Genomic DNA, 22890 nt, shown 5'->3' with positions numbered 1-22890 from the left:
CGCGCCGTGGACGTCAGGCGCGACGGCCGGGAGGCCCGTGGCGGGGCTGCACCGGGCCTCCAGGCCGTCTGCGGTCGCGTCTCGAGCGCCGAGCGGTCACGACCTGCCGCGCGCACCTCGCGGACTGGTCGCGTCCGGTCGCCCGACGGGCGCACCGGCGACGCGACGTGTCCGCTCGACGAACGCGAGCGGTGTGTGCCGATCTGCCGGCAGCGCGGGTCAGGCGCCGTCGAGCCGGCCGCCGGACTCCGTCAGGTAGCAGTTGGCGCAGAGCGACTCGTAGGCGACGTCGACGCCGTCGATGGCGACCTGCGAGCCGTCGAACACGAACCGGCCGTCGACGGTGCGGGCGTTGAAGACCGCCTTGCGACCGCACCGGCAGATCGTCTTGAGCTCTTCGAGCGAGTGCGCGACCTCGAGCAGGCGGGCGCTGCCCGGGAACGCCTCGGTGCGGAAGTCGGTGCGGATGCCGTACGTGATCACCGGGATCTCGTCGAGGACCGCGATGCGCAGCAGGTCGTCGACCTGGCGCGGGGTGAGGAACTGCGCCTCGTCGACCAGGACGCAGCTGACGGCGCGGACCATGCCGTCGAGGCGGTCGGACTCGGGGTCGACGGCGCCGGCCGCGGCGACCGCGGACCGGACGTCGGCGTCGGGGGCGAAGACCAGGTCGACGGTGCGGGTCACGCCGAGGCGGGACACGATCTCACGGTCGCCCTTGGTGTCCACCGCGGGCTTCGCGAGCAGCACCCGGTGGCCGCGCTCCTCGTAGTTGTAGGCAGCCTGCAGGAGCCCCGTGCTCTTGCCGCTGTTCATCGCGCCGTAGCGGAAGTAGAGCTTCGCCACTACGCGAGGAACCCGTCCTCGGCAGCCCGCCGGATCAGGTCGGACTTCTTCGAGGCGGGACGGCCGACCTTGCTGTACTTCTCGCGGACCCGGCGCAGGTAGGTCTTCGCGGTCTCGTACTGCACGTTCATCTGCGCGGCGACCTCGTTGGTCGAGTAGCCGGACACGTACAGCCGGAGCGCTTCTTCCTCGCCGTGACTGAGCTTCGGACGCTGGTGCGCGGCCGCTCCGGTGGGCAGCGGACGCCACTCGCGCGGCTGCGGGGTCTCGCGGGCGACGCCCATGATCTCGCGGGCGACGTCCATGACCTCACGCATCGGCAAGGACTTCGACAGGAACGCCGCGGCGCCTGCTGCCAGGGCACGGTCGCGGGACTCGCGGCTGTCGACGCTGGAGAGCACGATGACCTTCGCGCCGGCGGCACGGCAGGTGCGGACACGGGCCTCGATCGAGACGGGTTCCTTGAGCTGGAAGTCGAGGAACACCAGGTCGGTCGGGAAGCTGTCGCTGTGGACCATCTCGAGCCAGGTGTGCGCGGTCAGGGCCAGGTCGAAGTCGAACGCGTTCACCGCGATCCAGCTCGACAGGCTGTCCAGCAGCACCTCGTGGTCGTCGAGGATGGCCAACCGCACACGTCGTGCCCCCGGGTTCGGGAGGGACGGGGACCCCTCCGAGAGCCTGTTCGGGTCAGTGCTGGTCATAGGAGAACCTTAGTGCGAGGGCGGACGGACGAACCGCGACGTCGAGGTCGGGGAACGTCACACGGAGGACGGCGAAGTAGGGGTCGAAGGTGCGGTGGATCCCGATGTCGGAGTCGGCCACGGCGAGGTCGAGTTCGAGCAGCACGCGGGCATCGCGGGCCGGGTCGGTGCGGGCGGGGTCGGTGCGGGCCGGGTCGGTGCGGGCCGGGTCGGTGCGCGCTGCATCGCCGCGTGTGGCCGCGTCGTCCTGCCCGTCCGCGCGTCGGAGCGTTGCCCGGAACCCGGCCGGGTCGACGGTCGAGGCACGGAAGGCGGCCCGCAGGAACGTCCGCACCACGGAGCGCTGGTCGGCGTCGAGCATCGCGGCGAGCCCGTCCGGGTCGTCGACCACTGGGGCCTCCCCGCCCTCGACCCGCACGGCCTGCTCGAACCAGGTGCGGTCCGCGTCGGCGACCATCGCCCGGCGGATGCCGTCGGCGATCAGTCGTGCCCGCTCGCGGTCGGCATCGGTGATGACCTCGCGCGTGCGCAGCTCGGCGAAGAACGGTGCGACGTCGCGGGCGAGGATCGTCGACCGGTCCTGCTGCACGCTCGCCGCGATGCCGTCCCGCTCCGCACGCTCCACCGAGTAGGAACCAGCCCGGATCTGCACCCGCTCGGCCAGACCCGCGAACGTCCACGCGAAGACGGCCGACGCAGCGGTCAGCACCAGGGTCGGTGCCGCCGCCAGGAAGGCCGCGACGGCGACGGGGATCTCGTGCGGGAACGTCGCTGCACCGACGCCCCAGGTCGCGGCGTTCACGACGGCGAGCAGGGCGCCGCCGATGGTCAGGTCCGTCCAGGGCCGGTACGGCGCCACCATCACGATGCCGGTCGCCGTGATGAGCGACATGAAGTCGTTCAGCGCGCTGCGGTCGGGTCCCCACTGCGCGGCGACGCTCGTCACCGACGCCAGGCCGAGCAGCCCGACGTGCGCGACGAACGCCCACCGCGGGAAGGGTGCGCGGAACGGGCTCGAGGCGGTGAACACGACCGCTGCTGATGCAGCGACCAGGATGACGGTGAGCGCGCTGAGGGTGGGGCTGCCCACGACGTCACGGTCGAACACGGACACCAGGAGCGCCCAGACGATGCTGGCGGCGCCGAGCCCGATCGCGAGCGGACGCGACCCCATCGCGCCGAGCGGGTCGTACTGCTGCGCGGTCCGACGGGCCTCGGTCGTGGCGCTCACCGGTCGGCTCCGTGCACGCCGCCGACCTCGTCGCGCACCACGGTGCCGACGTGATCGGTGGCCGCGGCGTCGGTCGTGGCGGTGACCGGTCCGAACGGCACCGTCATCATCACGCTCGTCCCCGAACCGGGCGACGACCAGATCTGGACGTCGCCGCCCACCCGACCGATGCGGTCGCGGACGGAGCCACGCAGGCCCATCCGGTCGGAGCCCGTGGAGTCCTCGTCGAAACCGCGACCGTCGTCGACCACCATCACGGTGCACGACGCACCGTCGTCGAAGACGCTGACCTCGGCCGCGTCGACACCGGCGTGCTTGCGGACGTTGGCCAGACACTGCCCGACGGCGCGGACGAGCGCGGTGACGGCGCGCTGGTCGAGCCGGTCGAGGGCGGACGGATCACCGGAAACTGTGACATCGAGACCGGCCGCACGGTGCTCGTCGACCATGACGGCGAACGCGTCGACCGCTGCACCGGGTCGCTGCCGGGCGGCCGGTGCCAGCCACCCCTTGCCGGTCAGGACGGCGACGTCGGCCTCGACGGTCCGCGCCAGGTGCGGGTCCATCGGGCCGTCGGGAGCCAGGGCGATCGCGTTGAGGTGGTTCAGGACGGTGTCGTGCAGGATCGCAGCCGCCTCGGCCTCGACCCCGGCACGGTACGCGGAGACGTGCTCCTCACGCGCCGACCGCAGCAGCTCCGGTTGCACCCGCTCCGACCGACCGGTGCTCCGGCTCGTGAACAGCACCAGCACGACCACGAACCCGAGCGTCACCCAGGCGAGCACGAGCGGACGCGGTGGGCCGTCTGCCTGGACGACCGCGATCCACGTCGCCGCCCGTCCGGTCAGGAACCCGAGGAAGGACCACAGCACGACGCGGCTCGGCACCGCGCCGGCCCCGCCGACCAGGATGAGCGGGATGACCGCCAACGACAGCAGGTACGAGGTGACCCAGCCCAACGGGACCTGCTGCTGCACGACCATCGCGAACCACCACGCACAGACGCCGCCGACGACCAGGAACGCGACCGCGGAGCGCCAGGTGCCGAACTGCACGTGCACGCCGATCATGCCGAGCATCGGGACGAGCGCCAGGACCGCGCTGATCACCTGCACGTCGGGCTCGGACAACCGGTACAGCAGCAGCGCGATCGCCGCCGCCACCAGCGATCCGATCGCACCGGCGTGGAAGGCCCGCACCGTCGACCACGCGTTCACTCGCGGAGCGAGGTGCGTGGGGATGCCGAGCACGAGATGGGTCCTTCCGGGTGGCGGGAATGCCGCCCACGATCAAACACCTCGGTGCTGACCGTGTACCCCGAAACAGCGTCCGTTCGGCGACCCGGCCGATGATACCGGCCCCCACCAAGCACCGATGTCCCCCGAACGCGCAACCTTCGTTGCTCAGAACAACGTCTGCGGCGCCACCGGTCGGCGCAGACGGCGGTCGAAGCCCGGATCCGCGCGCTTGAGCGGCGACGTCGTGGGGATCGACTGTTCCTGCGGCACCGTCGAGGGGTCCGAGAAGCCCATCGACCCCGTCGCCGGGTCAACGCGTCCGACGCCGACGTCGTGCGCCGCCAGGATCGGTCGGATGCGCTCCGACAGCCACCGGCGGTAGTCCTTCGGCGCGAAGGTGTTGTCGAGGTACATCGCCCGGTAGCGCGCCACCAGGTCCGGCCGTTCGCGTCCGAGCCACTCGAACCACCACGGCTTCACGCCCGGCCGCAGGTGCAGCGCGGAGTACATGACGCTCGTGGCACCGGCCGCCGCAGCCCGACCGACGGCGTCGTCGAGGTGTGCACGGGTGTCGGTGATGTACGGCAGCACGGGCATGAGGAACACCGCGCAGTCGAGCCCGGCGTCGCGGATCGCCCGCACGGTGGCGAGCCGCGCAGCCGTCGTGGGCGTGCCGGGCTCCACCGACTGCTGCAGGTCGTCGTCGTACACGGCGATCGACATCGCGAGGTCGACCGGCACCACCTTCGCCGCCTCGGCCAGGAGCGGCAGGTCGCGCCGGAGCAGCGTGCCCTTCGTCAGGATGCTGAACGGCGTGCGGCTGTCCGCCAACGCCTGGACCACCCCGGGCATCAGTCGGTACCGACCCTCGGCACGCTGGTAGGGGTCGGTGTTCGTGCCGAGCGCGATCGGGTGGCGGTCCCACGTGGGCTTGCCGAGCTCACGCCGCAGGACGTCGGCCACGTTCGTCTTCACGACGATCTGCTGGTCGAAGTCGGCTCCGCCGTCGAACTCGAGGTAGGTGTGCGTCGGCCGCGCGAAGCAGTACACGCACGCGTGACTGCACCCCCGGTACGGGTTGATGGTCCAGCCGTAGGTGCCGGAGCCGTCAGCGCTCGGCACCCGGTTCAGCGCGCTCTTCGCCAGCACCTCGTGGAACGTGACACCCGCGAACTCGGGCGTCGTCAGACTCCGGACGAACCCGCTGTTCGACTCCATGCCCGGCAGTGCGTCGCTCTGCTCGGCATCGATCGCCTGTCCACTCCACCGCATGGCGCCATTCGAACACATGTTCGAACAGGCCGCAAGCCGGAGCTGGTCAGTGGTGCAGGCCGAGCACCTTCGCCGTGCGCTCGAGGGTGGCGTCGGCCAAGGCGGGGTCGTCACCGAGGTCCTGCCCGTAGGTCGGGACCATCTCGTGGACCGCGTCCTGCCAGCCGTCCCACCGGTCGGGGAAGCACTTCCGGAGCAGGCCGAGCATGATCGGCACGGCGGTCGACGCCCCCGGCGAGGCCCCGAGGAGCCCGGCGATCGAACCGTCGGCGGCCGTGATGACCTCGGTGCCGAACTGCAGCACCCCGCCCTTGTCCTTGTCCGGCTTGATGACCTGCACCCGCTGGCCCGCGATGATCTTGTGCCAGTTCTCGGGCTCGGCGCTCGGCATGAAGTCGCGCAGCGCGTCGAACTTGGTCTGCTTCGAGGCGAGCAGCTGGCCGATCAGGTAGCGCACCAGGTCGAAGTTCGAGAACGCGACGCTCAGCATCGGGCGCAGGTTGTGCGGTCGGATCGACTTGAACAGGTCGAGCATCGACCCCTGCTTCAGGAACTTCGGGCTGAACCCGGCGTACGGCCCGAACATCAGCGATGCGTTGCCGTCGACGATGCGGGTGTCCAGGTGCGGCACCGACATCGGCGGCGCCCCCACGCTGGCCTTGCCGTAGACCTTGGCTGCGTGCTTCTGCACGACCTCGGGGTCGTCGGTGCGCAGGAACTCGCCGGAGACCGGGAAGCCGCCGTACCCACGGATCTCCGGGATGCCGGACTTCTGCAGCAGCTGCAGGGCCCCACCGCCGGCACCGACGAAGACGAACTTCGCGGCGATCTTCTGCGTCGACCGACCGACCTCGTTCAGGACGTCGAGCGCCCAGCCGTCGAAGTCCTTGCCCCGCGAGATGTTCTTGACCTGGTGGTTCGGTTCGAACTCGAGCCCGTCGAGCTCGAGCTGGTCGAACAACTGCCGGGTGAGCGACCCGAAGTCGACGTCGGAGCCCGCCGCCGAGTAGGTCGCCGCGATCGGCTGGTCCTTTTTGCGACCGGGGATGAGCGCGGGCGCCCACTTGCGGATCTGAGCGGGGTCGTCGGAGAACTCGATCCCGGCGAACAGCGGGTGCCCCCGCATCGCCTCGTACCGCTTGCGCATGTACTCGACGTTGTCCGCGCCCCAGACGAAGGAGATGTGCGGGGTCGGGTTGATGAAGTTGGACGGGTCGGGCAGCGTCCCGATCTCGACCAGGTGCGACCAGAACTGCCGCGAGACCTGGAACTGCTCGTTGACCGTGACGGCCTTCGCGATCTCGACGCGACCGTCGGCGAGCTCGGGCGTGTAGTTCAGCTCGCAGAGCGCGGAGTGCCCGGTGCCGGCGTTGTTCCACGGGTTCGAGGACTCCTGCGCGACGGCGCCGAGACGCTCGTACACGCGGATCTTCCACGAAGGCTCGAGCCGGTGGATGATCGCGCCGAGGGTGGCGCTCATGATGCCTCCCCCGACGAGGACGACATCGATCGGGTCCACCTGCTTCACTGCCACTCGTCGATCCTACCGGCGTCGACCGACAGGCCGGTCAGCCGCGCGCGGTGACCGTGCGGCGCGGGGCCGTGCCGCTCCGCGGCGATTCTGCCGCTCCGCGGCGACGGTACGGCTACGCGGCGACGGCGCGGCGCGCGACGATCGCCTCGGCGATCTGCACCGCGTTGAGCGCTGCACCCTTCCGCAGGTTGTCGTTGCTGACGAACAGTGCGAGCCCACGCCCCTCGGGCGCGGACTGGTCGGCACGGATGCGCCCGACGAACGTGGGGTCCTGACCGGCGGCCTGCAGCGGCGTCGGAACGTCCGACAGCTCCACGCCCGGTGCGCTCGACAGGATCTCGGTCGCACGCTCGGGCGACAGCGGACGCTCGAACTCGGCGTGCACCGAGATGGAGTGGCCCGTGAAGACCGGCACACGCACGCACGTGCCGGCGACGAGCAGGTCGGGGAGCTCGAGGATCTTGCGGCTCTCGTTGCGGAGCTTCTTCTCTTCGTCGGTCTCCCCCAGGCCGTCCTCGACGATGCTGCCGGCGAGCGGCACGACGTCGAAGGCGATCGGGCGGACGTACTTGACCGGCTCCGGGAACGTCACCGCGGAACCGTCGTGGGTGAGCGCTGCGGTGTCCTGCTCGAGGGCGGCACGCGCCTGGCCGAGCAGTTCCTCGACGCCGGCGAGCCCGGAGCCGGAGACGGCCTGGTAGGTCGTCGCGACCAGACGGCGGAGCCCGGCCTCGGTGTCCAGCACCTTGAGCACCGGCATGATCGCCATGGTGGTGCAGTTGGGGTTCGCGATGATCCCCTTGGGGGCCTCGTCGATCGCGTGCGGGTTGACCTCGCTCACGACGAGCGGGACCTCGGGGTCCATGCGCCAGGCGCTGGAGTTGTCGACGACGAGTGCCCCGGCGGCGGCGAACTTCGGCGCGAGGGCCCGCGAGGCGGTGGCACCGGCCGAGAACAGGGCGATGTCGATGCCCGACGGGTCGGCCAGCTCGGAGTCCTCGACCACGATCTGCTCGCCGCGGAACGGCAGGGTCGTGCCGGCGGACCGGGCGCTCGCGAAGAACCGGACCTGGTCGGCCGGGAACGCGCGCTCTTCGAGCAGACGACGCATCACGGCGCCGACCTGTCCGGTGGCGCCGACGACGGCGACGGTGAGGGTGCTCATGCGGTGCTCCTGGTTCAGCGGGTCAGCGTGGGGTCAGCGGCCGGTGCCGGCGTGGACGACGGCTTCGGCATCGGCGTCGAGGTCGAACGCGTTGTGCACGACCCGCATCGCCTCGTTGAGGGTGTCGGCGCGGGTGACGACCGAGATGCGGATCTCCGAGGTGGAGATCATCTCGATGTTGATCGACGCGTCGTGCAGCGCGCGGAAGAGCTTCGCCGAGACGCCGGCGTTCGTGCGCATGCCGGCACCGACCAGGGCGAGCTTGCCGATCTGGTCGTCGTACTGGATGCTCTCGTAGCCGATGTCGGACTTCGCGACCTCGAGCGCCGTGAGCACGGTCTGGCCCTGGTCCTTCGGCAGGGTGAACGAGATGTCCGTCCGCCCCGTCGACGCCGCCGACACGTTCTGGACGATCATGTCGATGTTCGCCCCGGCGCGTGCGACGTTGGTGAAGATCTCGGCGGCCTTGCCCGGCTGGTCCGGGACGCCCACGACGGTGATCTTCCCCTCGGAGAGGTCTCCGGCGATCCCGGTGATGATCGGTTCTTCCACGGTTTCCCCCTCGGCAGGGTTGTAGACGATGGTGCCCTCGGTGTTGTTGAACGAGGACCGGACGTGCAGGGTGACGCCGTGCCGGCGGGCGTACTCGACGGCACGGATGTAGAGGACCTTGGCGCCGGACGCCGCGAGCTCGAGCATCTCCTCGCTCGTGATGCGGTCGACCTTGCGGGCCTTCGGCACGACACGAGGGTCGGCGGTGAAGATGCCGTCGACGTCGGTGTAGATCTCGCAGACGTCGGCGTCGAGCGCGGCGGCGAGGGCGACGGCCGTCGTGTCCGAGCCGCCCCGGCCGAGCGTGGTGATCTCGCCCGTCGTGCGGTTGAACCCCTGGAACCCCGCGACGATCGCGACGTGGCCGGAGTCGAGCGCCTCGCGCACGCGCTTCGGGGTGACGTCGACGATGCGCGCCTTGCCGTGCTGCGCGTCGGTGAGCATGCCCGCCTGGCTGCCGGTGTACGACGAGGCTTCGACCCCGAGGCTCTTGATCGCCATCGCGAGCAGCGCCATCGAGATGCGCTCCCCCGCGGTCAGGAGCATGTCGAGTTCACGGCCGGCGGGGATCGGGGTGACCGAGTGCGCCAGGTCGACGAGCTCGTCGGTGGTGTCGCCCATCGCCGAGACCGCCACGACGACGTCGTTGCCGGCCTTCTTCGTCTCGACGATCCGCTTCGCCACGCGCTTGATGCTCTCGGCGTCCGCGACGGAGGATCCACCGAACTTCTGCACGATCAAGGCCACTGGCTGGTACTCCCGGAGACGGCGACACCGCGAGGTCACGCGGTCTCACAATGGTAGTCGGTGTTTCGAGGATGTTGCGTGCGAGCCGCCCCAGACGCAACGATCCTGCGTGGGGCTCAGCCGCCGACGACGCGACGGCCCTCGAACGCACGGCCGAGCGTGACCTCGTCGGCGTACTCGAGGTCGCCGCCGACCGGCAGGCCCGAGGCCAGCCGGGTCGTCCGGATGCCCATCGGGACGAGCAGCCGGCTCAGGTAGGTCGCCGTCGCCTCGCCCTCGAGGTTGGGGTCGGTCGCGATGATGACCTCTTCGACCGTGCCGTCGGCCAGGCGCGTCATGAGCTGCTGGATCCGCAGGTCGTCCGGGCCGATGCCGTCGATCGGGCTGATCGCGCCACCGAGCACGTGGTAGAGCCCGCGGAACTCACGGGTGCGTTCGATCGCCGCGACGTCCTTCGCCTCTTCCACCACGCAGATCGTGGCCGGCGACCGGCGCGGGTCGCGGCAGATGCTGCACTGGACGTTCTCGGTGACGTTGCCGCAGATCTCGCAGAAGCGCACGCGCTCCTTGACGTCCGCCAGCAGCTCGGACAGCCGCGACGGGTCGAACGACTCGGTCTGCAGGATGTGGAACGCGATGCGTTGCGCCGACTTCGGGCCGATGCCCGGCAGGCGACCGAACTCGTCGATGAGGTCCTGGACGATCCCGTCGTACATCAGGCACCATCCTGGTGGAGAGCGGTCTCCTCGATGAACTGGGCATTGAGGATCTCACGCACGACGGCCTCGCCGTAGCGACCGGCGACCGGCGCACGACGCGCCGGTGGTGCGGTCCGCGGCGCGGCCGGCGGGGCGGTCTGCGCGCGCGGGGCGGTCTGCGCGCGCGGGGCGGTCGGCGCCTGCGCGGGCGCTGCAGCGGATCGGCCGTGACCGGGGTCCGGGAACGGCGCGCCGTCGTCGTACGGTTCGTCGTCCAGCGGGTAGTCGTCGACGGGCACGCCCGGTACGACGGGTCCTCCGGGAGGCGCGGCGACCGTCGACGACGCCGCCTGCGGTCCGACGTCGGTCGGCTCCACCCCCTGCGGTGCGGTGGCACCGGCGGGTTGCGCTGGCGCCTCGGACCGGGGCTGCTGCGGGTCGACGGACTCCGCCGGGGCGACGGGCGCGGCGGCCGGAGCGGTGCCGAAGGGGGCCGCCCAGCCGGGTTCGACGGACTCGGGCACGGCGTCGGCGGTGGGGTCGCTCGCGGGGATCGTCGCGACCGCCCAGTCGGTGACGGGTGCGCCGGACGGTGCGGGCGCCTGCGCCGGGGCGGGTGCCTGCGCCGGGGCGGGTGCCGACGCAGCAGCGGGAGCCGACGCCGACGCCGGAGCGGGTGCCTGCGCCGGACGGGGCTCCGGCTCGGTGGCGGCGGGACCGGACTCCGGCGTGGACGCCGCGGGTTCGGGTGCCGCCGTCGTGTCGGGCGCTGCGGAGGCGGCGGCCTCAGCAGGGGCGGCCGGACCGTCCCCGGTGGCTGCAGCGGCCTCGGAGGCCGGGGCCGGGGCCGACGTCGGAGCGGGCGCGGCGGACTGCGGCGCCGACGACGTCTGCGGCTGCGGCTGCGACTGCGGCTGCGCCTGCTCAGCGGGCTGGCTCGCCGGCGCCGGACGGCCGGCCGGGGCGGACGGCTGCTGCGTGGGGACCGGGGTGCGCTGTTGACCAGGCCCCCCGGGACCGCGGGCGACGAACTTCACGCGGAGCCCGATGACGTCCATGATCGCGGCGCGGAGCAGTTCGCTCACACTGGCCGAGGGGTCGGACATCTCCTTGAACGAGGCGACGTCCTGCTGGCTCGGGAAGGTCAGGGTCAGCACGTCGTCGCGCAGCGCGGTCACCTGTGCGGTGACGACCACCGACCACGCCGACCGCTTGGCGTGCTGCACGTGCTCGACGATCTGCGGCCAGGCGTCGCGCATCTGCTGGAAGCCCACGGCGCCGACGGTCCGGACCGCCGGCTCGTCACCGATCGTCGTGCCCTGGCCCGTGGACGAAGCACTGACTTGTTCGGTGGTCGGAGCAGCGGGCTCGGGAGCGCTCGGGACGGCTGCAGCCCAGGAGGCTGCGGCGTCACGTGCCGCACTTCCGGCGTCGGACTGAGCCGCCGCAGCCGCGTTCGCCGACGCCGCGGCGGGCTCCTGCTGCGCCGCTGGGGCCTGCTGGACGGCCGGGGCCTGCTGGGCGGCGGGGATCTGCTGCGCTGCGGGCTCCTGCCGACGCGGTGCCGCAGCCGACGACGGGGCCGGTGCGGGCGCCGTGCTGGTGGCGGCCGGCTGGGTGGACCCCGGCGCCGCGACTGCGCCGGACGGTGCCTGGTGTCCGCCGGCGTCCCCGACACCGACGCGGCGCTCGAGCCGCTCGACCCGGGCGAGGGCACCGCGCTGGGTGTCGTCGGCCTCGGGCACGAGCATGCGCGCCGTCATGAGCTCGAGGTGCAGCCGGGGCGAGGTCGCTCCGGTCATGTCGGTCAGCGCCTTGTTCGCGATGTCCGCGCCACGGGACAGCCCGGTGGCACCGAAGACACCGGCCTGCCGGGTCATGGTGTCGAGCTCGTCCGGCGAGACACCGCGCAGGACCGCTGCGGCGCTCTCGTTCGTCGCCGCGACGACGATCAGGTCGCGCAAGCGCTCGAGCAGGTCCTCGACGAACCGACGCGGGTCCTGACCGGTCTGAACGACCCGGTCGATCGCAGCGAAGGCGGAGGCCGGGTCGGCCACGGCGAGGGCGTCCACGACGTCGTCGAGCAGCGCGGCGTCGGTGTAGCCGAGCAGGGCGACCGCGCGTTCGTAGGCGATCGCGCCGTCTTCGCTGCCGGCGATGAGCTGGTCGAGCAGGGACAGGGTGTCGCGGACGGAACCGCCGCCGGCGCGCACGACCAGGGGCAGGACGCCGGGTGCGACCGTCACGGACTCCTGCGTGCAGAGCTGCTCGATGTACTCGAGCATGACGGCGGGCGGCACGAGCCGGAACGGGTAGTGGTGGGTGCGCGACCGGATGGTGCCGATGACCTTCTCCGGCTCGGTCGTCGCGAAGATGAACTTGACGTGCTCCGGCGGTTCTTCGACCAGCTTGAGCAGCGCGTTGAACCCCTGCGGGGTGACCATGTGCGCTTCGTCGAGGATGAAGATCTTGTAGCGGTCGCGCGCGGGGGCGAACACGGCGCGGTCACGGAGGTCTCGCGCGTCGTCGACACCGTTGTGGCTCGCGGCGTCGATCTCGATGACGTCGAGCGAGCCGCTGCCGTCACGGGCGAGCTCGACACAGCTCGGGCAGACGCCGCACGGAGTGTCGGTCGGCCCCTCGGCACAGTTGAGGCACCGCGCCAGGATGCGGGCCGAGGTCGTCTTGCCGCAGCCGCGCGGGCCACTGAACAGGTAGGCGTGGTTGACGCGGTTGGTGCGGAGCGCCGTGCGGAGCGGGTCGGTGACCTGCGACTGCCCGATGAGCTCGGCGAAGTTCTCGGGCCGGTAACGGCGATACAGGGCGGTGACCACGCGACCAGGGTAGCCGGGACGACCGACACCCGCGTGCCCCTCCACAGGTCCACGGGCACTGGACCGGACCGCCTGCGCGGGCTGGGCCGAGCGCACGGACGGCACCGCGCCTCCCGGCCGACACGGGGTCGGACAGGAGGCGCGGTGCGGGACGCTGCTCGGGCTCAGCCGCGGCTCCCCCTGCGGAGACAGAAAAGACTCCTCACGCACCCGCGCCGGAGACGGACACAGCCCCGGCTCCCCCCCGCGGAGACAGAAAAGACTCCCCACGCACCCGCCAGAGCCCGGCTACCCTTGCTGCGTTTCCGCCCTGGGGGAGTTCACCTGGATGGCGTCACGTGAGGAGCCGCCGACAACTCTACCGGATGCGACCGGGCAGGATTGACACATGAAGATCGCCATCGCCGGAGGACACGGCCAGATCGCACTGCTCCTCGCCCGCCAGATCACCGACGCCGGACACGACGCCGTCGCGATCGTCCGCAACCCTGCACACGTCGCCGACGTGGAGCAGCAGGGTGCCACGGCGATCGTCGCGGACCTCGAACAGCTCGGCGACGACGACCTGGCACTGCGCCTCCGCGGGGTCGACGCTGTGGTGTTCGCCGCCGGCGCCGGGCCGAACAGCGGTGCGGAGCGCAAGCTCACCGTCGACCGGGACGGCGCGATCCTGCTCGCGGACGCCGCGGAGCGCGCGGGCATCGACCGCTACGTGATGGTGTCGGCGATGGCGGCGGACACCTACGACCCGGAGGCCGCGGTGGTCCCCGCGAAGGACGACGCCGCCGTGTTCCAGGTCTACCTCCGGGCGAAGGCCGAGGCCGACGCGAACCTGCGCGCCCGACGGCTGCGGTGGACGATCGTGCGTCCGGGAGGCCTGCTCGACACGCCGCCGCAAGGAACGGTCGACGTCGGGCGCACCGTCCCACGCGGCTCGATCCCCCGTGCCGACGTCGCCACGGTCGTGCTGCACGCGCTGCTCGACGACTCGGCCGTCGGGGTCCAGTTCGAGGTCACGAGCGGGAACACGCCGATCCCCGCGGCCCTCGACGCCCTGTCCTGAGGCGCGCGCGCCGTCCGCACCGTGCGAGCTTGCACGCTCCGTGCCGCGCCACAAGCGCGCACCCAGCCACCAACCCCGCACCAGCCCACGCAGGCCACACCGTGCGGTGACCGCGACCCAGCGCCGGACGGGAGGCACGGCGCCAGCCCGCCCCGCGCCTCCCGTCCGCACCGTGCGCACCTCGACACCCCGTGCGAACTTGCACGCTCCGTGCCGCGCTACAAGCGCGCACCCAGCCACCAACCCCGCACCAGCCCACGCAGGCCGCACCGTGCTGGCACCAGGCCGCGCAGCGCACCGCGCAGCGCGTCAGAGCGCGACCGCAGCCGACTGTCGGGCGATCTCCAGTTCCTCGTTCGTCGGGATCACGAGCACCGCGACACGTGACGTGTCCGTGGAGATGACCCGGGCCTCCCGGGATCCCAGCTCGTTGCGGTCCGCGTCGATCTCGATGCCCAGGTGCTCGAGCCCGGCGAGCACGCGCCGGCGCAGCAGCGCGTTGTTCTCGCCGACGCCGGCGGTGAAGACCAACGCGTCGAGCCCGCCGAGCTGCGCCGTGTAGGCGCCGACGTAGCGACGGATGCGGTGGCGGTACACGGCGAGCGCCGCTTCGGCGACCTCGTCGCCGTTGAGGGCGGCGTCCTGGACGTCGCGCATGTCGCCGTTGCCGGTCAGGCCGAGCAGCCCGGACTGCTTGTTGAGCATGGTGTCGAGCTCGTCGAAGGACAGCCCGGCCTCGCGGTGCAGGTGCAGCAGGACGGCGGGGTCGAGGTCGCCGGAGCGGGTGCCCATGACGAGGCCCTCGAGTGGCGTAAGGCCCATCGATGTCTCGATCGACTTCCCACCGTCGATCGCTGCGGCCGAGGCACCGTTGCCCAGGTGCAGCACGATGGTCTTCAGCTCGGACAGCGGGCGGTCGAGGAAGACCGCGGCCTGCTCGGAGACGTACTTGTGGCTCGTGCCGTGCATGCCGTAGCGGCGGATGGAGTACTTCGACGCCAGGTCGGCCGGGATCGCGTAGGTGTAGGCGTGCGGCGGCATGGTCTGGTGGAACGCGGTGTCGAACACGGCGACGTGCGGCACGTCGGAGAACACCTGCTTCGCGGCCCGGATCCCCTCGAGGTTCGCCGGGTTGTGCAGCGGCGCGAGGCTGTTGAGCGCCTCGATCTGTCGTTCGACGTCGTCCGTCACCACAGTCGCGCGGTCGAAGGTGGTGCCGCCGTGCACGACGCGGTGGCCGACGACGGCCGGCGGGTGCTCGTCGAACGACGGACCGACCTTGGCGAACGCGTCGATCATCGCCTGGAACCCGGCGGCGTGGTCCGGCACGGACGCGGCGTCGTTCGACGACGACTCCCCCGTCAGCGCGTTGGTGTGCTTCCACGCGCCGGCCGACTCGCCGATGCGCTCCACGAGCCCGGAGGCGAGCGTGCGCTCCCCCTCGAGTTCGATGAGCTGGTACTTGAACGAACTCGATCCGGAGTTCACGACGAGGGCTGCGGTCACGGGTGGTGTCGCTTTCTGCTCATGGCCTGGTCGGCCGGACGGGAGGCGCGGTGTGCGTCGCGCAGGTCAGGCCGCGTCGGACGCGGTGCCGGCCTGGATCGCGGTGATCGCGACGGTGTTCACGATGTCGCTGACGAGGGCGCCGCGGGAGAGGTCGTTGATCGGCTTGCGCAGTCCCTGCAGGACGGGCCCGATGGCGACCGCGCCGGCGGAGCGCTGCACGGCCTTGTAGGTGTTGTTGCCCGTGTTGAGGTCCGGGAAGATGAAGACGGTCGCCTTGCCGGCCACCGGGGAGTCCGGCATCTTCGTGCTCGCGACCGTCGGGTCGGCAGCGGCGTCGTACTGGATCGGGCCCTCGACGAGCAGGTCGGGACGGCGCTCACGGACGAAGGCGGTGCCGGCACGGACCTTGTCGACGTCGGCGCCGGTGCCGCTGTCGCCGGTCGAGTAGCTGAGCATCGCGACGCGGGGGTCGATGCCGAACTGGGTCGCCGTCTCGGCCGACGAGATCGCGATGTCGGCGAGCTGCTCGCTCGTCGGGTCCGGGATCACCGCGCAGTCGCCGTAGACCAGGACGCGGTCCGCGAGCGCCATCAGGAACACGCTCGACACGATCGACGTGTCCGGACGGGTCTTGATGATCTCGAAGGACGGCCGGATGGTGTGCGCGGTGGTGTGCTTCGCACCGGAGACCATGCCGTCGGCGAGTCCGAGCTGGACCATCATCGTGCCGAAGTACGAGACGTCGGTCACGGTGTCGCGCGCGAGCTCGATCGACATCCCCTTGTGGGCGCGGAGCCGGGTGTACTCCTCCGCGAAGCGTTCCCGGAGCTCGGGGTCGAACGGCGACACGAGCTGGGCGGCGTCGAGGTCGAGTCCGAGCTCGGTCGCGCGGGTGCGGATCGCAGCGGGGTCGCCGAGGATCGTCAGCTCGCAGACCTGGCGGGCGAGCAGCGTCGACGCCGCGCGGAGGATGCGGTCGTCCTCGCCCTCGGGCAGCACGATGTGCTTGCCGTAGCCCCGTGCCCGGTCGAGCAGGCCGTGCTCGAACATGAGCGGCGTGACGACGCCGGACGGCGTGAGCTGCAGGCGGTCGCGCAGCGACTCGGCGTCCACGTGCTGCTCGAACAGGGCGAGCGCGAGGTCGGCCTTGCGGGGCGAGTCCGCCGCCAGGCGCCCGCGGGTCTGCGTGATGCGGAGGGCGGTGTCGTACGTGCCCAGGTCGTTCTGCGCGATCGGCAGCGAGCTCGACAGGCCCTCGAGCAGCCGGGAGATCTGCGGTGCGGTCTCGAACCCGCCGTTCAGGATGACGCCGGCCAGGCTCGGGAACGTGTCCGACTGGTTCGCCAGCAGGGTCGCGATGAGGACGTCGCTGCGGTCGCCCGGGACCACGACGATGCCGCCCTCGATCAGGCGGGGCAGGACGTTCTCCATGCTCATGCCGGCGACGACGGTGCCGAGTGCCTCGCGGTCGAGCAGGGCGTCGTCCCCGCGCACCAGGGTCGCGTCGGTCGCCTGCAGCAGCGCACGGACGGTCGGGGCGACGAGGACGCGGTCCTCCGGGATCGCCCACACGGGCACGTCCGGGTGGTCGTCGTGCACGGCCCGCTCGACACTCGCCACGATCGCGGCGAGGGCCTCCGGGTCGGCGCGGTTCACGACGACACCGAACAGCTGCGCGTGTGCCGCTCGCAGCTCGCTCGTCGTGACGTCCGCGACCTGCGCCATCCCCTCGGGCGTGCGGGCACCGCGCTCGGCTGCGTCACGACCACCGAGGACGAGGAGCACCGGGGCACCGAGGTTCGCGGCGACCTTCGCGTTGAACGACAGCTCGGTGGGGCTGCCGACGTCGGTGTAGTCGGACCCGAGCACGACCACCGCGTCGCACTGCCGCTCCACCTGGGCGAAGCGGTTCACGATGGTGCCGAGCGCTGCGTCCGGATCCGCGTGGACGTCGTCGTAGGTGACCCCCACGGCGTCGTCGTACGAGATCCCGACCGCGGTGTGCTGCAGCAGCAGTTCGAGCACGTAGTCGGGTTCGGCGACCGAGCGGGCGACGGGGCGGAACACGCCGACGCGGCCGACGGAGCGCGCGAGGGTCTCGAGGACACCGAGGGCGACGGTGCTCTTGCCCGTGTGCCCTTCTGCTGACGTGATGTAGATGCGGGTCGACACGCGCCCCAGGGTAGTCGCCGGACATGTCACGACAACTGGGAGCACCCGCCTCGACGACACACGGTCGTGAGCACCCCTGGGAACCTGTACCATTGGGTGTCGCCGTCGCGAGACAGCACAAGGAGAATTCGCCTAGTGGCCTATGGCGCACGCTTGGAAAGCGTGTTGGGTGCAAGCCCTCGGGGGTTCGAATCCCCCATTCTCCGCCAGCAAGGCCCCGCACCGAGTGCGGGGCCTTCGTCGTTCCGGGCGGCGCGCGTCGTGGTCGCGCCGGCTGGTCCCCCACGCGGCGGACCCACCTGTCCCCTGTTCGCCAAGGACTGGCCGTCAAACGCCGATCCGGGGTGGAACGTGCTGTCCCCGGTCCCCGTCGTGCACCTATGCTTGCCGGAGCGGACGACTCCGGGACGAGTCGACCGCGGTGCATCGAGCGGCAGGGGCGTCGCTCGCAGGGCGGCCGATTCGGCGTGCCCGGGAGACCCGAGGGTTCAGGAGAAGCGCATGGGGGACATGACGGTGCCAGCGACGCCGCACCTCCGTGCCACCGTGTACGACGTCGTCCTCCGCCCCCGTCGGTCCCTGGTCCGTTCGACTGCGCTGAGCATCGTGTTCTCGGCCGTGCCGCTCGCCGTCGCCCTGGTCTGGGTGTCGTTCCCGTTCCGGACGTGGGCGATGGTCGCGACCGTGGTCGTCGCGCTGGCGGTCCTCGTGGGCGTCGTGTTCGTCCGACTGAGCACGGCGTACATCGGCATCGACCCTGACGGCCTGACGATCCGGGGCGTGGTCACCGCGCACCGTCGGATCCCCCGCGACCGCGTGCACAATCTGGTGCTCGCCACCACCTACGGCAGCTCGGTCGACCGCACCATGCGCGAACTCGTGGCGTTCGACGCGACGGGTGCGCACCTGTTCCGCATCCGTGCCGACGTGTGGGGCGACGACGGGCTCGCCCAGGTCGTCGACGCCCTGGGCGTCCAGGTGACGGAAGAGGCACGTCCGGTCTCGGCCCGGGTCTTCGCGAAGCGCTACCCCTCGAGCCGCGCCTGGTACGAACAGCGGCCGGCCTACCTGCTCGTCGGCGGAGTGGCAGCACTCGTCGTCCTGGGTCTGCTCGTCGTCGAGTTCACCGGCCTGCTCGGTCGCTGACGCTCGGAGCCGCTGGACGTCACCGACGTCGGCGCAGCGTCGAGAAGATCCCCTGCACGACCTCCTTCGCGATCGTGCCGCCGAGCCGTGACCCGAGCAGGTCCGACAGCGGGTCGTCCGCCTTCCGTGAGGTCGTCGTCCGCGTGCTCCGCCCCGACCGGCCCGAACGCCGCGACGCCGCAGCCCGCTCGGCCTTCTCGAACTCGCGCTGCGTCCGCTCGTACTCCTTCTGCGCAGCAGCCCGCTCGCGTTCCTCCTGCTTGGCCTGCGCCGCGGCCTCCTTGGCCGCGGTCGCCGCCGCCCGCGCGGCTTCCTTCTCGGCCTCGGCCGCCGCGATGGCTGCGTCCTTCTGCGCGTCCGCCGCCGCGGCCTCGGCAGCAGCTGCCTCCATCCGGCGCGCGAGCATCTCGTGCGCCGAGTCCGGATCCACCCGGGTGCCGTACGTCGCGAGCAACGGCGATGCCTGCACCCGCGACAGCATCTCGGCGGCGGGCATCGGGTCCATCGACCCCTGCGGCGCGCGCAACCGGGTCCACGCGACCGGCGTCGGCGCACCCTTCTCGTTCATGACGGTGACGATCGCCTCGCCGGTCGCCAGCGAGGTCAGTACCTCACCCAGGTCGTAGTCGCTCGACGGGTAGGTCGACACCGTCGCCCGGAGCGCCTTCGCGTCGTCGGGGGTGTGCGCCCGCAGCTGGTGCTGGATGCGCGACCCGAGCTGCGCCAGGACGTCGTTCGGCACATCCTTCGGGGTCTGGGTCACGAAGAAGATCCCGACGCCCTTCGACCGGATCAACCGCACGGTCCGCACGATCTGGTCCGTGAAGTCCTTCGACGCCCCGCTGAACAGCAGGTGCGCCTCGTCGAAGAAGAACACCAGCTTGGGCTTGTCCTGGTCGCCGACCTCTGGCAGTTCGTTGAACAGGTCGGCCAAGAGCCACATCAGGAACGTCGAGAAGACCTCGGGCTGGTCCTGCACGCCCGGCACCTCGAGCAGGCTCACGATCCCCCGGCCGTCCGCCGCCGTGCGCAGGAACACCTGCGTGTCGATCTCGGGCTCGCCGAAGAACTGGTCGGCACCCTTGTCAGCGAACGTGATGAGCTCGCGCAGGATCACCCCGGCGGTCTGCTTCGACAGACCACCGAGCTCGGCGAGCTCGCCCTTGCCCTGGTCGCCCACCAGGAACGTCAGCACGCTCCGCAGGTCGGCCAGGTCGACGAGCGGCAACCCGGCCTGCTCCGCGTAGTGGAACACCAGTCCGAGCGAGGACTCCTGGGTGTCGTTCAGGCCGAGCACCTTCGACAGCAGCAACGGCCCGAACCCGGACACCGTCGCGCGGATCGGCACGCCCGTGCCCTGACCACCGAGCGAGAAGAGCTCCGCCTGGCTCGCGACGCCCTGCCACTGCTGGCCGATGCCCGCGGTGCGCGCGAGCAGCTTCTCGTTCCCCTGCCCGACCACCGCGAGCCCGGACAGGTCGCCCTTGATGTCGGCCGCGAAGACCGGCACGCCGTTCGCCGCGATCTGTTCGGCGAGGACCTGCAGCGTGCGGGTCTTGCCGGTGCCGGTCGCACCGGCGACCAGCCCGTGCCGGTTCAGCATGCCGAGCGGGATGCGGACCTGGACGTCGGGCTGCGCCTCGCCGTTCACCAGGGCACCGAGTTCGAGCGCCTGCCCCTTGACGGTGTAGCCGGTGCGGATCGCGGCGACGGCGTCCGGCCCGAGCGGGGCTGCGCCACTGCCGGGAGGCGCGGTGCCGGCCGCAGGGGCGTCCGCCGGTGCCGGGACGGCCGCGTCGGGAGCCGCCGTCGCGTCGTCCGGGACGGCTGCGGTGGGTCCTGCGGCGGTGGGCTCTGGAGCCGGTGGGGTGGCGGAGGCGGGCTCCGCGTCGGGGGCGAGCCGGGCCTCCTGTCCGGCGAGTGCGGCGGCGAGCTCCTCGGCCCGCTGCACGGCTTCGTCGGCCAGCCGGCGTGCCTCGTCCGCTGCCTGCCTGGCGGCCTCGGCCGCTGCCCGTGCCTGCTCCACCGCGTCGCTCATGGGCACAGCCTATGGACGCGCGGGGGCCGCTGTCCGGCTGATCCGGGCAGCTGTGGAGAACCCGTCAGTGCGTGAGCTCGGGGACCGTCCGGGGCCGCACCACGAACCACAGGATCAGGATGGCCATCACCGAGGTCGAGGCCATCACGATCGCCATCGGGGTCGCGGTGGTGATGCCGAGCCAACCGACGATCGGCGAGATCAGGCCGGCGACGCCGAAGTTCAGGGCGCCGAGCAGCGACGCCGCCGTCCCGGCCTCCTTGCCGTGCGCAGCAAGGCCGATGACCTGGACGAGGGGGAACGAGAACCCGCAGGCCGCGATGAAGAACCACAGGGGCACGAGCACGCCCACGAGCCCCGCACCGAGCTGGTCGAGCACGATGATCGCGATCGACGCCAGGAACAGGGTCGCCGTCGAGCACGCCAGGATCCACTGCGGCCCGACGCGCTGCGCCAACCGCGCGGAGATCTGCACACCGAGCACGACGCCCACCGAGTTCACCGCGAAGAGCAGCCCGTACTGCTGGGCGTCGAGTCCGTAGACACCCTGGAACAGGAACGGCGACGAGCTGAGGTACGAGAACAACCCGCTGAACACCATCGCCCCGATGAGCGCGACCCCCACGAAGATCCGGTCGGAGAACAGCGCCTTGTACCGCTGACCGATCGTGGAGTGGCCGGCCTCGCGGCGACGGGCAGGGGGCAGGGTCTCGACGATGAGCAGGATCGACGCGATCACCACGGCCAGGCCGTAGCAGGCGAGGAAGACGAAGATGCCGCGCCAGCTGGTGAACTGGAGCATCTGCGAGCCGATGAGCGGCGCGAGGATCGGCGCCAGCCCGTTCACCATCGCCAGGCGGGACAGCATCCGGACGAGCGGCTTGCCGCCGAACAGGTCGCGGACGGTGGCCATCGCGACGACACCGCCGGCGGCAGCACCCATGCCCTGGAGCACGCGGAACACCGCGAGGAGCTCGATGTCGGGAGCGGTCGCCGCGCCGATCGACGCGGCGATGTGCACCGTCGTCGCGATGATGAGCGGCAGCCGGCGGCCGACCTTGTCGCTCCACGGGCCGACGAGCAGCTGCCCGAACGCGAACCCGAGCGTCGTCGCCGTGAGCGTCAGCTGCACGGCGCCGTCGGTGACGCCGAACTGCTCCTTGATCGCCGGGAACGCCGGCAGGTACAGGTCGATCGTGAACGGCCCGAGCGCCGTCAGGGCGCCCAGGACGAAGACGTAGACGAGTCGCTGCCCACGGGAGAGTGAGTCTCCGGGGTGCAGGACGACCCGGAGCGAACCGGTGGTGGCGGGCGCGGTCACGAGCAGGAGTCCTTCGGCGGTGAGGGGCGGGGAGGTGATCGCGGCGTCGATCGAATCGATTCGTCCGCGGAACCATCCTACGGGCCGCAGGAGCGCTCCCGACGCCCTCGGCTCGGATTGCCCGCGTGTTGCCACACGCCGTCCGCGTGCCGATCCCGTGCCATGCGGTACCGTCGGACTGCTCGGGGGCCTCCGGGTGAACCGGATCAGAAGGGGGTGGGCGTCATGGTGGATGCCCGGATCCTGCACACGACCGCCGCCCTGCGCGAAGCGATCCTGCGACTGGCGGCCGACCGCCCCGTCTCCGAGATCACCGTCGCGGACGTCACCCGTGCCGCCGGCATCAACCGCGCGACGTTCTACTCGCACGCGGTCTCCCCCGGATCGCTGCTCGCCGACGTGCTGACGCCGGAGCTCGACCGCATCCGGCAGGACGACGCCGACGACCGACGGGCCGCAGCCGCCCGCGGAGCCGACGCGGCCGAGCTCGCGACCATCACACGGCGGGGCATCAACGCGGTCGTCGAGCACGTGACCACCCACCGCGACATCTACGCCAAGGCACTGCCGGACCCGAACGACGCGTCACTGCACCGGCTGCTCGTGGGCCACTTCACCGAGTCGAGTGCCCTGCACATCCGCGAACTCGACGCCGACCGCCGCCCGGAGCTCCTCGACGACGTGGCCGCCGGCTACGTCGCGCAGGGCTTCGTCGGAGCGATCGAGGCGTGGCTCGCCGGACCCCGACGGTCGCGGAAGGCGCTGGTCGAGACGATCACGCTGTCGTTCCCGGCCTGGTGGAGCTGAGCTGAGCCGCCTGGTG

Annotated in this window: 17 protein-coding genes, 1 tRNA gene and 1 other RNA gene; 4 read left to right on the top strand and 15 right to left on the bottom strand. The window is 71.5% G+C overall.

Translation table 11 applies throughout. The annotated features are described in order from the left end of the window. Positions 1-219 precede the first annotated feature (219 nt). The 11 genes from EDF47_RS16755 to ffs form a co-directional block, all read right to left on the bottom strand. Positions 220-846, bottom strand: a complete 627-nt coding sequence (locus EDF47_RS16755) for a thymidine kinase (RefSeq protein ID WP_123938650.1) — start codon at positions 844-846, stop codon at positions 220-222. Continuing rightward, positions 846-1547 carry a response regulator gene (locus tag EDF47_RS16750; RefSeq protein ID WP_235035937.1) on the bottom strand — a complete coding sequence of 234 codons (702 nt, stop codon included), beginning with the start codon at positions 1545-1547 and terminating at the stop codon, positions 846-848. Before EDF47_RS16750 ends, EDF47_RS16755 begins: the two co-directional genes overlap by 1 nt. After that, complete coding sequence (locus tag EDF47_RS16745; protein WP_133938445.1) at positions 1534-2778, bottom strand: hypothetical protein; 1245 nt, start codon at positions 2776-2778, stop codon at positions 1534-1536. Before EDF47_RS16745 ends, EDF47_RS16750 begins: the two co-directional genes overlap by 14 nt. Next, entirely contained in the window at positions 2775-4028 is a 1254-nt protein-coding gene (locus EDF47_RS16740) for an ATP-binding protein (RefSeq protein WP_133938447.1), read from the bottom strand. The genes EDF47_RS16745 and EDF47_RS16740 overlap by 4 nt, the downstream gene beginning before the upstream one ends. 153 nt (positions 4029-4181) lie before the next feature. Then, the gene (locus tag EDF47_RS16735; protein WP_133938449.1) at positions 4182-5288 is read right to left on the bottom strand and encodes an Rv2578c family radical SAM protein; all 1107 of its coding nucleotides are present in this window, start codon (positions 5286-5288) and stop codon (positions 4182-4184) included. Positions 5289-5334: 46 nt separating this feature from the next. Further along, positions 5335-6822, bottom strand: coding sequence for a malate:quinone oxidoreductase (locus tag EDF47_RS16730; RefSeq protein ID WP_133938451.1), 1488 nt, complete (start codon positions 6820-6822; stop codon positions 5335-5337). 112 nt (positions 6823-6934) lie between these two features. Then, complete coding sequence (locus EDF47_RS16725; protein ID WP_133938453.1) at positions 6935-7987, bottom strand: aspartate-semialdehyde dehydrogenase; 1053 nt, start codon at positions 7985-7987, stop codon at positions 6935-6937. Positions 7988-8020: 33 nt separating this feature from the next. After that, complete coding sequence (locus EDF47_RS16720; RefSeq protein WP_133938455.1) at positions 8021-9286, bottom strand: aspartate kinase; 1266 nt, start codon at positions 9284-9286, stop codon at positions 8021-8023. Positions 9287-9402: 116 nt separating this feature from the next. Continuing rightward, on the bottom strand, positions 9403-10002 hold the full coding sequence (recR, locus tag EDF47_RS16715) for a recombination mediator RecR (protein ID WP_111084231.1): 600 nt from the start codon (positions 10000-10002) through the stop codon (positions 9403-9405). Beyond that, positions 10002-12818 (bottom strand): DNA polymerase III subunit gamma and tau, encoded by a 2817-nt coding sequence (locus EDF47_RS16710; protein WP_132100068.1) that lies wholly within the window; start codon positions 12816-12818, stop codon positions 10002-10004. Before EDF47_RS16710 ends, recR begins: the two co-directional genes overlap by 1 nt. Positions 12819-13072: 254 nt before the next feature. After that, positions 13073-13169: signal recognition particle sRNA small type (gene ffs, locus EDF47_RS16705), an RNA gene on the bottom strand. A 37-nt stretch (positions 13170-13206) separates the two neighbouring features. Between ffs and EDF47_RS16700 the strand changes: the two genes are divergently transcribed. After that, on the top strand, positions 13207-13881 hold the full coding sequence (locus EDF47_RS16700) for an SDR family oxidoreductase (RefSeq protein WP_131845678.1): 675 nt from the start codon (positions 13207-13209) through the stop codon (positions 13879-13881). Positions 13882-14190: 309 nt separating this feature from the next. On the opposite strand, the gene EDF47_RS16695 is transcribed toward EDF47_RS16700, so the two are convergent. Both EDF47_RS16695 and pta read right to left on the bottom strand, forming a co-directional pair. Then, positions 14191-15387: an acetate kinase gene (locus EDF47_RS16695; protein ID WP_133938456.1), complete on the bottom strand. Its 1197-nt coding sequence runs from the start codon at positions 15385-15387 to the stop codon at positions 14191-14193. A 66-nt stretch (positions 15388-15453) separates the two neighbouring features. After that, on the bottom strand, positions 15454-17562 hold the full coding sequence (gene pta / locus EDF47_RS16690) for a phosphate acetyltransferase (RefSeq protein WP_123292134.1): 2109 nt from the start codon (positions 17560-17562) through the stop codon (positions 15454-15456). 121 nt (positions 17563-17683) lie between these two features. On the opposite strand from pta, the gene EDF47_RS16685 reads away from it, so the two are divergent. Together EDF47_RS16685 and EDF47_RS16680 are read left to right on the top strand one after the other, a co-directional pair. Continuing rightward, positions 17684-17771: transfer RNA gene (locus EDF47_RS16685), tRNA-Ser, on the top strand. Positions 17772-18063: 292 nt separating this feature from the next. Next, entirely contained in the window at positions 18064-18708 is a 645-nt protein-coding gene (locus EDF47_RS16680) for a hypothetical protein (protein WP_133938458.1), read from the top strand. A 19-nt stretch (positions 18709-18727) separates the two neighbouring features. Here the strand turns inward: EDF47_RS16680 and EDF47_RS16675 are convergent, their stop codons facing one another. Together EDF47_RS16675 and EDF47_RS16670 are read right to left on the bottom strand one after the other, a co-directional pair. Further along, positions 18728-20746, bottom strand: coding sequence for a helicase HerA-like domain-containing protein (locus EDF47_RS16675; RefSeq protein WP_133938460.1), 2019 nt, complete (start codon positions 20744-20746; stop codon positions 18728-18730). Positions 20747-20810: 64 nt separating this feature from the next. Then, the gene (locus tag EDF47_RS16670; RefSeq protein ID WP_111084464.1) at positions 20811-22067 is read right to left on the bottom strand and encodes a multidrug effflux MFS transporter; all 1257 of its coding nucleotides are present in this window, start codon (positions 22065-22067) and stop codon (positions 20811-20813) included. Positions 22068-22292: 225 nt separating this feature from the next. On the opposite strand from EDF47_RS16670, the gene EDF47_RS16665 reads away from it, so the two are divergent. Further along, positions 22293-22874 carry a TetR/AcrR family transcriptional regulator gene (locus EDF47_RS16665; RefSeq protein WP_159573139.1) on the top strand — a complete coding sequence of 194 codons (582 nt, stop codon included), beginning with the start codon at positions 22293-22295 and terminating at the stop codon, positions 22872-22874. Positions 22875-22890 lie beyond the last annotated feature (16 nt).

The organism is Curtobacterium sp. PhB190 (assembly GCF_004365385.1).
Taxonomy (GTDB): domain Bacteria; phylum Actinomycetota; class Actinomycetes; order Actinomycetales; family Microbacteriaceae; genus Curtobacterium.
The sequence above is the reverse complement of the archived record's forward strand: the minus strand, read 5'-3'. Positions and strand labels throughout refer to the sequence as shown.

What these genes read in the sequence shown, in the direction of transcription:
- EDF47_RS16665 (WP_159573139.1), top strand. Translation starts at nt 22,293, where the DNA reads ATGGTGGATGCCCGGATCCTGCACACGACCGCCGCCCTGCGCGAAGCG.
- EDF47_RS16750 (WP_235035937.1), bottom strand. Translation starts at nt 1,547, where the DNA reads ATGACCAGCACTGACCCGAACAGGCTCTCGGAGGGGTCCCCGTCCCTC.
- EDF47_RS16680 (WP_133938458.1), top strand. Translation starts at nt 18,064, where the DNA reads ATGGGGGACATGACGGTGCCAGCGACGCCGCACCTCCGTGCCACCGTG.
- EDF47_RS16735 (WP_133938449.1), bottom strand. Translation starts at nt 5,288, where the DNA reads ATGCGGTGGAGTGGACAGGCGATCGATGCCGAGCAGAGCGACGCACTG.
- EDF47_RS16725 (WP_133938453.1), bottom strand. Translation starts at nt 7,987, where the DNA reads ATGAGCACCCTCACCGTCGCCGTCGTCGGCGCCACCGGACAGGTCGGC.
- EDF47_RS16675 (WP_133938460.1), bottom strand. Translation starts at nt 20,746, where the DNA reads ATGAGCGACGCGGTGGAGCAGGCACGGGCAGCGGCCGAGGCCGCCAGG.
- recR (WP_111084231.1), bottom strand. Translation starts at nt 10,002, where the DNA reads ATGTACGACGGGATCGTCCAGGACCTCATCGACGAGTTCGGTCGCCTG.
- EDF47_RS16700 (WP_131845678.1), top strand. Translation starts at nt 13,207, where the DNA reads ATGAAGATCGCCATCGCCGGAGGACACGGCCAGATCGCACTGCTCCTC.